The 8,638-nt window shown below is 66.4% G+C and carries 4 protein-coding genes and 5 pseudogenes; 3 read left to right on the forward strand and 6 right to left on the reverse strand.

Annotated features, from left to right (window positions below):
• Positions 1 to 21 precede the first annotated feature (21 nt).
• Positions 22 to 180: pseudogene (locus tag AB0F62_RS41865) on the reverse strand (purine-nucleoside phosphorylase); the annotation flags it as partial.
• Positions 181 to 206: 26 nt separating this feature from the next.
• Positions 207 to 1,097, reverse strand: coding sequence for a pyridoxamine 5'-phosphate oxidase family protein (locus tag AB0F62_RS41870; RefSeq protein WP_361811896.1), 891 nt, complete (start codon positions 1,095 to 1,097; stop codon positions 207 to 209).
• 1,424 nt (positions 1,098 to 2,521) lie between these two features.
• Here AB0F62_RS41870 and AB0F62_RS41875 point away from each other — a divergent pair.
• Positions 2,522 to 2,677: pseudogene (locus tag AB0F62_RS41875) on the forward strand (CGNR zinc finger domain-containing protein); the annotation flags it as partial.
• Between the two features lie 27 nt (positions 2,678 to 2,704).
• On the opposite strand, the pseudogene AB0F62_RS41880 reads toward AB0F62_RS41875, so the two are convergent.
• Positions 2,705 to 2,947 (reverse strand): annotated as a pseudogene (locus AB0F62_RS41880) (ISL3 family transposase); the annotation flags it as partial.
• Positions 2,948 to 3,066: 119 nt separating this feature from the next.
• Here AB0F62_RS41880 and AB0F62_RS41885 point away from each other — a divergent pair.
• Positions 3,067 to 5,169, forward strand: coding sequence for an ISAzo13 family transposase (locus tag AB0F62_RS41885; protein WP_361811899.1), 2,103 nt, complete (start codon positions 3,067 to 3,069; stop codon positions 5,167 to 5,169).
• A gap of 9 nt (positions 5,170 to 5,178) precedes the next feature.
• On the opposite strand, the pseudogene AB0F62_RS41890 reads toward AB0F62_RS41885, so the two are convergent.
• The 3 genes and pseudogenes from AB0F62_RS41890 to AB0F62_RS41900 form a co-directional block, all read right to left on the reverse strand.
• Positions 5,179 to 5,742: pseudogene (locus tag AB0F62_RS41890) on the reverse strand (transposase); the annotation flags it as partial.
• A gap of 43 nt (positions 5,743 to 5,785) precedes the next feature.
• Positions 5,786 to 6,940, reverse strand: a complete 1,155-nt coding sequence (locus AB0F62_RS41895; RefSeq protein WP_361811901.1) for a transposase — start codon at positions 6,938 to 6,940, stop codon at positions 5,786 to 5,788.
• A gap of 393 nt (positions 6,941 to 7,333) precedes the next feature.
• The gene (locus AB0F62_RS41900) at positions 7,334 to 7,702 is read right to left on the reverse strand and encodes a transposase (RefSeq protein ID WP_361811904.1); all 369 of its coding nucleotides are present in this window, start codon (positions 7,700 to 7,702) and stop codon (positions 7,334 to 7,336) included.
• Positions 7,703 to 8,297: 595 nt separating this feature from the next.
• On the opposite strand from AB0F62_RS41900, the pseudogene AB0F62_RS41905 reads away from it, so the two are divergent.
• A pseudogene (locus AB0F62_RS41905) lies at positions 8,298 to 8,638 on the forward strand (hypothetical protein); the annotation flags it as partial.

The following is an 8,638-nucleotide window of genomic DNA, read 5'->3' on the forward strand; positions in this document are numbered from 1 at the left end:
GCAGATCGGCGTCCTGAGCGCTCACTTCTCGTCGCTTCCGTACTCGGTGGCCAGCAGATGCAAGGCGTCCAACGTTACCCGGCTGCCGCGGGCGATCCCCTCGGCGACCACCGCGCGGTGCGGGTCGTAGCCGCCGGTCGCCTCCACGTCGACCAGGTCGTCGGCGTTGGCGCCGTCCACGCCTGGACCCCGGCCAAGGCTCATAGTCAACTTCCGGGCGGGGCTGCCGGATTGGTCCGCGAGTACCCCTGGAATTCCCACCGCAACCGGCTCGCGTGATCGATCTGCACCACCTTGGTGATGTCGAACTCGACCATCCTCAGGGCACCGGGGTACTTCTGCGCGTTAACGGGATCCCAGTCAATCCGACCCTTTCCGGTCAACTGCAGCGTATGGCCGCTCTCCCAGTCCAAAAAAAGCAATCCAATCGCCGGGTTGAGGACCATGTTGCCGAGCGTCATGTAGAACTGATTGCCCGCGTAGTCCGGCCAAACGATCTTCCGTGGGCTGACGGCCTTGACGAATCCCGGCATCCCGCCGCGGTGCGAGGAATCCGCTCCATGCTCCGGGGAAAGACTCGCGATGAAGAACGTGTCGGCCTCATGAACCCACCGCTGCTGCGCGCTGCTCAGTTCCCCGCTGACTGTGGCTTGTCCTCCACCGGAACCAGACGTCTGTTTTACGACTCGTGTTTGGAGGTACTTTGGGCAATTCCCGAGGACTTGCTCCGTCCGCATTACGAGGCGATCTCCCTCCCGCTGGGCGGTTCCGTTCATCCGGATCCGACGCCGCGTCTGGGGCTGAAGAGCCAGCACGCCGATATCCTGTGCGGACTCGAAAGCTCCGCGGAGTGGGTCCCCCATGGCCGGCAACGCGTCGATCAGGACGGTCCGCTCATCCACGGGGTCGGCGAATCCGGCCTCTCCATCGACGATGGTCGACCACAGGTAACCGTCCTCATCGGCAGCGCCGATGAGGAGCATGCGCTGGTCCCTGATGAAGGGGGCGAATCCGTAGGGGATCTCCGGACCGAACATCGGCGAGCCCCAGCCCGGTCCGCCCTCGTGCGCCTGACGTTGGACTTCCTGCTCCCCCACGTGCTCAACGCTTTTTACCTGCACCACATTTCTCCAACCTGCCCACAAAAAGCCTCTTCGGGACACTCAGGGGCATCGTGAGATGCGACCCCCGCACTCGATGCTCCGATGCGCAAGGGTCCTTGCCATTCCGCGCAAAGCGCAGAGCAGCCAACAGCATTCCCGGAGCCGACGGTCACGCTGGCACCGGTGATTCAGAAGCAATCATCGCATCAGAAAGAGATTTACAGTCCTCCCCTTTCACTGTATGTACACCATTGAAACCGACTCCCGACCGTGCGTTCCGGTTGAAGTGCACTTAACTCGCTGCGGCTTTGGCCGATCAGGTGCCGTCGCCGCCGTGACGAGCGGAGTGGGGCCGTCTAGGGACGCGGTCGATCCCGTCGATCAAGACTCGGTGCCCTAGGTATATCCGGATACGACTAATGGGTCAACTGCCGCTCAACCATTAGGTCATCGGACACCGATCGTCACGGCGTGGGCGTGTCGGCGTCGGGTACGACCGTGCCGGCGATCGCGAGGCTGGCCGCCGCGTACCAGGACGCTCCGGGACGTGATCCGTGCGTTTAACGAGAAGGAGCCGGCCGCGCCATACCCTCAGCAGTCTGGAGGTCGCCTCAATCTGATCAACGATGAGGACCGCGCGTTCTTCACCGCGACAGCCACAACTCGCCCGATGAGGCTGAGATGCCCGTTCGCGAGCTGGAGACTTCGCGAACACACCGACCACCCAGCCCGCAATCGGGACCGCGGGGTGCGCATAGGCGGCGAACGTCCGCGGCGGATCCTGCGCGAGCGCGGGATCCTCTTCCAGCGCACCCGCACCTGGAAGGGGTCCAAGGACCCGGAAAGGGACGCCAAAGTCGACCGCATCGAGGGCACAACCAACCGCTTCCCGCACCGGTGCTTCGCCTTCGAGCAGTCCGGCCCGCTGTCGGGCCGGGCCTGCCGCAGCACCCGCTGGGCCCGGAAGGAAAGCCGGACAGGTTGCCAACCACCTGCCATCGCACCCACGGGATCCGGTACTCCATGGCCGCGATTCCACCGCCGACCAAAGGCGGATCATGCTAACCTGCATTTGAGGATTCACCGGTTAGAAGGGGACGGCGTTGAATCGTGAGCACATCTTGCTGGCCCTGCTGAACAGCTGGTCAGCGGCGCGGGGCGTCGTTCGAGACGAATTGGCCACGCCCACCGAGGGACGAGAGTGGCTGCGATCCCACGGCGGTCGCGGATCGCGGGAGGAGTATTACGCTGTTCGCCGTACCCGGGACCTCCTGACCAAAATTCTTCGTGGGCAGGCACCTCACTCCGCACTTGCTGAAGTCCTGGTGGGGGTACGGCAGGAACCACGTCTCGACGAGAACGGCGTGGAGTGGACTCTGAGCGTGAACGACGATCAGCGCTTCGCCGTGGAAGCCGTCATGACTTGGAGCGATCTACACCGACAAACACCCGCGCGTCTGCGTCCGTGTGCCAACCCCGACTGTCCACGGTTCCTCCTCGACCATAGTCGCGCCAACTCCGCGCGCTGGTGCTGCATGGCAAAGTGCGGGAACCGGGCGAAGGCTCGGCGTTATCGAGCCCGCAAGCTGGAAGGCTTGGCCGGCGAAGTCGTCGATGTCGATCACACGAGGCGTCTCCCCGTTCAGCAACGGGATATGCCGCAGGGTGCGCAGGGCCGTGTGACGGGACAGGCCCACCGTGAGTATCGCCAGCAAACGCGCTCCCGCCTGGCCCGCTGAATCTGTGACCACGGCATTGACCTGCCTGGCCAAACGGGCCGGGCGTCGCTGGTATCGCTCCAACACACCAGACACCTGTTCGCGGAAGGCGTGGCGGCATCCTCGTAGCAGTGTGGCCGCCGATGGTTGGGCCGATTTCGGGACCTGACTGAGCAGGTTGCGGACGTAGTGAAGCCGTCAAGAATCAACCTGTTGCTTCGCGATCAGCGACTCGTTGGCCTGGTATGGCGATCACGGAGGAGATGCTGTCCCAACTCGACTGCCGTTTCGCGGTGTTGCTGCCTCATCTGAACGAGCGGCAGCGGCGCTTGGCTGTGGCGGCCGAGGCAAGGCTGCTCGGACACGGTGGGGTACGTGCTGCCGCCCGGGCAGCGGCCGTGAGCGAGACCACCGTGCGCCGGGGGATCGTAGAGCTGGAAGCCGGCACCGGGCCGCTGCCCGGCGGGCGCATCCGTGCCGACGGCGGAGGCCGCAAACCGGCCGAAGAGATCGACCCCGGCCTGGTGAACGCGCTGATGACCCTGGTCGAGCCTGATGAGCGTGGCGATCCGGAATCCCCTCTGCGCTGGACGACCAAGTCGCTCCGCCACCTGGCCGAGGAACTGACCAGACAGGGCCACCCGGTCTCCGCGCCGACGGTGGGCCGGCTGCTGAAGCAGGCCGGCTTCAGCCTTCAGGGCAACGCCAAAACCCTCGAAGGGACTCAACATCCCGACCGCGACGCCCAGTTCCGCTACCTCAACGAACAGGTCAAGCAGCATCAGGCGGCAGGCGAGCCGGTGATCAGCGTGGACACCAAGAAGCGCGAACAGATTGGACGCCTACCCATGGCCGGACGCGAGTGGCGTCCGAAGGGCGACCCGGTGCGGGTTGAGGATCACCACTTCTTCTTCAGCGGTCCGGACGTCGAGCAGGCGATCCCGTACGGCATCTACGACATCGCTCACAACACCGGCTGGGTCAACGTCGGGGTCGACCACGACACCTCTACCTTCGCCGTCGAGTCGATCCGTCGCTGGTGGAAGGCTCGCGGGCACGACGACTATCCGCGGGCCACCCGGCTGCTGATCACCGCGGACGCCGGCGGCTCCAACGGCTACCGCTACCGGGTCTGGAAGAGCGAGTTGGCAGCGCTGGCGGCAGAGACCGGCCTGGCGATCACGGTCTGCCATTTCCCGCCGGGCACTTCAAAGTGGAACGAGATCGAGCACCGGCTGTTCTCCCACATCACTCACAACTGGCGTGGTCGCCCCCTGACCAGCCACGATGTCGTCATCCAGACGATCGCCGCCACCCGGACCCGGGCCGGACTACATGTCGAGGCCCACCTGGACCGCGGCGACTACCCCACGGGCATCGCGATCAGCAAGGACCGCTTCGCCGCCCTGTCCCTGGTCAAGCACGAGGTGCACAGCCAGTGGAACTACACCTTGCTGCCCGAACCTGCCTCGGCGCAGGCCCAGCCCGCTGTCGGTGAGGCGCACGGCGTCGCCGACCGGCGCCACACACTCTTGGCCCGTCTGGCCGACCCGCGGCTGACAGGACTGAGCAACACGCAACTCGCCTATCTGTGCGCAGAGTTGGCCCCGCTTCAGGCCGCGCGGGCCCAGGAACGCTACAGCGAACAGCGCGGCGGACGCGCCCGGCGGGCCACCGGCAACCAGCGGTCCAAACCGCTGTTCGACGACGCGGCCCGAGTGATGCTCACGCTCCTCTATCAGCGGCAGGTCTGCTCGATGAAGCTGCTGGGCGACATGCTGGAGGTCACCCCCAACTGCATCGGCCACCTCGTCGCCGAGACCCGGCGCGTCCTGGAGGACCACGGCCACCAGCCCGGATACGCCCCCACCCGCTTCACCACCGGCGCCGAGCTGCTGGCCTTCCTCGACACGGCAACGACTCCGCCGCGAACCCAGATCATGGAGAGCCTGTCCCATCCGCGCTTGACCGGCATGTCCCGCAAGGACCTGGACGCACTTGCCCGCCGTCTCGCCCCACGCCAGCTCGCACAGATCGAACGCGCCTCCTACCAGCGCCGGGGCGCCGATCGCCAGCCCGGCAGCCGCGGCGGCGTCTTTCCCCAGAAGATCGGCGACAAGGAGCGCGTCGTCCTGGCCGTCCTCTATCTGCGGAAACTGTGCACCCTGGACGTCCTCGCCGACGCGCTGGGCGACGTGAGCCGGTCCTTGATCGGCAACGTCGTCCGTGAGATCCAACCCCTGCTCATGGAAGGTGGGCACCTCCCGCCACCAGTCACCACCCGCTACCGGACTGCCGCTGATCTCCTTGCCGCCGCACACAGCGAAGACGACACACCGACAGGTTGATTCTTGACGGCTCCAGTGGGTGCGGCAGCGCTGCCAGGAGGCGCCGGGCAGGGTCGCGCCGATCGCATCGACCAGGCCGGCGTGGGCGTCGGAGACGACGAGCTGGACCCCGTTCAGGCCGCGGGCGATGAGTGAGCGCAGGAATGCCAGCCAGCCGGCTCCGTCCTCGGCGGTGGCGACGTCCAGGCCGAGGACTTCGCGGTGGCCGTCGGCGTTGACGCCGACCGCGACCAGTGCGTGGACGTTAGTGATGCGGCCGCCTTCACGGGCCTTCTGGGTCAGTGCGTCGACCCAGAGATACGCATACGGTCCGGCGTCCAGGGGCCGGTTGCGGAACGCGGCCACCTGTTCGTCCAGGTGCTTGGACATGGCGCTGACCTGGGACTTGGCCAGCTGGGTGACGCCGAGGAACTCGGCGAGTTTCTCGACCCGGCGGGTGGAGACCCCGAGCAGGTAGGCGGTGGCCACCACCGAGATCAGGGCCTGCTCGGCCCTGCGGCATCGTTCCAGGAGCCAGTGCGGGAAGTAGCTGCCGGACCTGAGTTTGGGGATGGCCAGCTCGACGGTGAGCCTGTTGCGTTGCTGTTCGGGCTGCGCGGTATCACGGGGCACCGCTTCAGACCTGGATGCCGCCGGTCGTCTCCAGCGCATGGCTGTCTGTCTTGGTGGATGCAGACGTCGGAACGGGTCTTGTCGGCGGGTCCCGCTCAGACAGCCAGGGCTGCCGAATGCGGGGGTCCAGTCGGCAGAACTTGCGGAGGTTGATTACCAGGCCGGCGAGTTCGAGTTCGGATTGGCAGGCCGCCCGCCCTCGGCGGGGGAAGCGGCGTAGGCGAGTACGTTCCTTGAGCTGGCCGTTGACCGGTTCGACGGTGGCAGCCCGGCGCTTGTAGATTGCTGATCCGTCTTGGGTGGCGAGGCGGTGGAGCATTCGGGTTGCAGGGTCGGCGTCCTCAGGCGGGGGCTTCGCGTTCGGATCCACCTGCGGCAGGACCCGGGTCCTTCCCTGCGCGATGAGGCGGTCGGGCCCCGGGGCGTTCAGGTTTTCCTTGCTCCAGTAGCCGCTGTCGAACGAGAGCGTGCCGATCCAGTCCGTCGTGCAGGGGCATGACGGCTGACTGCATCCGGTCGCGGATAAGCCTGCGCCTGCGGGCGATACGAACGCTTCGATGCAGCACCCGCCCAGATCCGGGCATTGACGCAGGCAGCGGGCCTGGTGGACGGCGAGGGCTGCCGCGACAGCCACGGGCATCATCGGCTTGAGCTGTCGCCGGTCGTTGCCGTCCTGGACAAGCTCGCAAGCCAGGATCAGTCCGTCAGCCCCGACGGCCAGCTGGGCGATGTAACCCTGCAGAGCGCCGCCGTCGGCCCCTTGCATCTGCCGGCTGTCGGGATCGGTGATGTTGCGCCGGATCTGCAGCGGCTTGACTTTGACACTGTTGCCCCTCGGTCCGCGTTTGCCGCCGCCGAGTGTGACCTGCACGGTAGCCACAGTGTCTTGGTCCATGGCGCTGTCCTGGGCCGAGCGCGCCCTCGCCAGTTCGTTCTCGGCGCGCACCACCCACTGCTTGGCGCGGGCAACCTCGCGTCCGCGGTCTTCGTCGAAGCTGAACGGGCCCAGTACGGGCTTGGGTCCGTGGCCGGCCGCGAAGAGCCGGAGCCTTTCGCGCATCGCCTCGATCTGCTCACGTATGGCAGCCTTCTCGCTCGCCAGACGATCTTGAGCGACCTGCAGCCGGGCTTCGACGACAGCTACCGGGTCCACTCCCACGGGCGGGTGCCTACCATGTTGTCCCCGCGCCGGGTGCACTCGAGGAATTCCTCGTGTTTGGTTGCGATCGCTTCGGCGTCGAGTCCGCGCGCGGTCTCCTCGGCGAGCACTTCTTCCAAGGCCCCGCGCAGTCGGCGCTCACGGTCCCGCCGGCCTCGGAGTTGCTGTGGTGTCTCGGCGTTTTTCGCTCGGGCTGGGAAGGTGGCGTCTTCGGCCTCATCGGCGCGGCGGCCTCGGCGGTGATCGCGGAGACCTGTTCCTGCAGCCATTCGCGGCGGCAGGATGCATACCGGGATGTGTTTGCCGCAATTTTGGTGCCGTCGATGGCTATCGTGCCCAGCCGTCCCAGCCCGGCCTTCGCGCCCACCAGCAGCACTTGCGTGAACAGGTCCCTCACCGAGTCCTGGTGCTGCCAGAAGCGGGCGACGCGGTGTGGTCTGGGACCTGCAGCCCGCAGATGACGCGCATGGCCACGTCGGTGCGGCACAACCGCTCGATCTGCCGGGACGACCGCACCCCGTCCGCATACGCGTAGATCAAAAGTGCGAGCATCATCCGCGGGTCGTAAGCCCGGCGCCCCGTCCCGCCGAGGGCATACCGGGACTCGATCCTGGTCAGGTCCAGGTGATCCACGGCCTCCAGCAGGATCCAGACGACATGGTCTTGAGGCAACCACTCCCGCATGTCGACCGGGAGGAGGAACTGCTGATCGCGGTCGACCCGACGGAAGCCCTTGGCCATGGACTCATCCAACAATTCCAACGATGCGAACTCCAAAACGCAACAGGCTCGGTACCGGCCCTGGCGTCCCACTCGCGCGGGCGATATCCGTTGCGGTGGTTGACGCGTTCTTCGCACTTTGAAGATCAGCCAGTGGCCGTTTGTCTTTGCGGACACCAACCCGGACGGCGGAGCAAACCCCTGCATCAGGTCCAAACCGTTGCACCACTCCCAAGGACGCAACTCCGGAGACCCGAGTCGGGAGCAATTCTTGCCAAACTGCACAAGAAGACTATTGAAGAGGCCTACAGGGCATATCGACGGGACCTCGTCGCGTTGCCGCTCATCACGTACAGAAACAGCGCTGCCCCGGAGATACATGCCGAGTTGCCAGGCGCACCGGCGGACGTGACTGAGAGCACAGTCTCCGATCCTGCCACGCCTGGGCAACCCAATCGGGCATCCACCTGGTCGAACGAATGTGAAGCGACCACCAGGCCTGAGAAGCGCCCCTGACGCGCGCGGCAATGCCAGGCCTGTCGCCTCAACCACGAAATACGACCCGGTCTTCTAGTTCGGTGCACCCGGCCATGGGGCCGCGAACCGACCTTCCGCCCTCTTGAGAAAGCCCGCACCGATGCGCCTTCGCAGGACGTACATATCCGCAGCCGCGGTGGTCGTCGTCTCCTCGCTGGGGATCACCGCGTACCACCACACAGCCGAGGCGAACCCGGTCCCTGAGGCGGCCCCGGTCGTCCAGGACGCCCCCGCCACGCCACAGGCGACGGTCCCGCCGAAGCCGCCGAAGCCGCCGAAGCCGCAATACCCCGGGCAGCTTCCGGGGCTCGGCCCCAAGACCCTCTCGCAGATCCCGGCCCGCACGCGGCAGGTCGTCCTGGTCACGGGGGCCGCGAAGACCTCGGCGTCCTCGAAGGTCGTGCTCTGGGAGCGCGTCGACGGCGGCTGGCGTCCCGGAGC

It is taken from the genome of Streptomyces sp. NPDC026673, assembly GCF_040638135.1.
GTDB lineage: Bacteria > Actinomycetota > Actinomycetes > Streptomycetales > Streptomycetaceae > Actinacidiphila.

Bases quoted from the DNA above. Each gene is read 5' to 3' on its own strand.
- AB0F62_RS41885 (WP_361811899.1), top strand. From the start codon at position 3,067: ATGGCGATCACGGAGGAGATGCTGTCCCAACTCGACTGCCGTTTCGCG.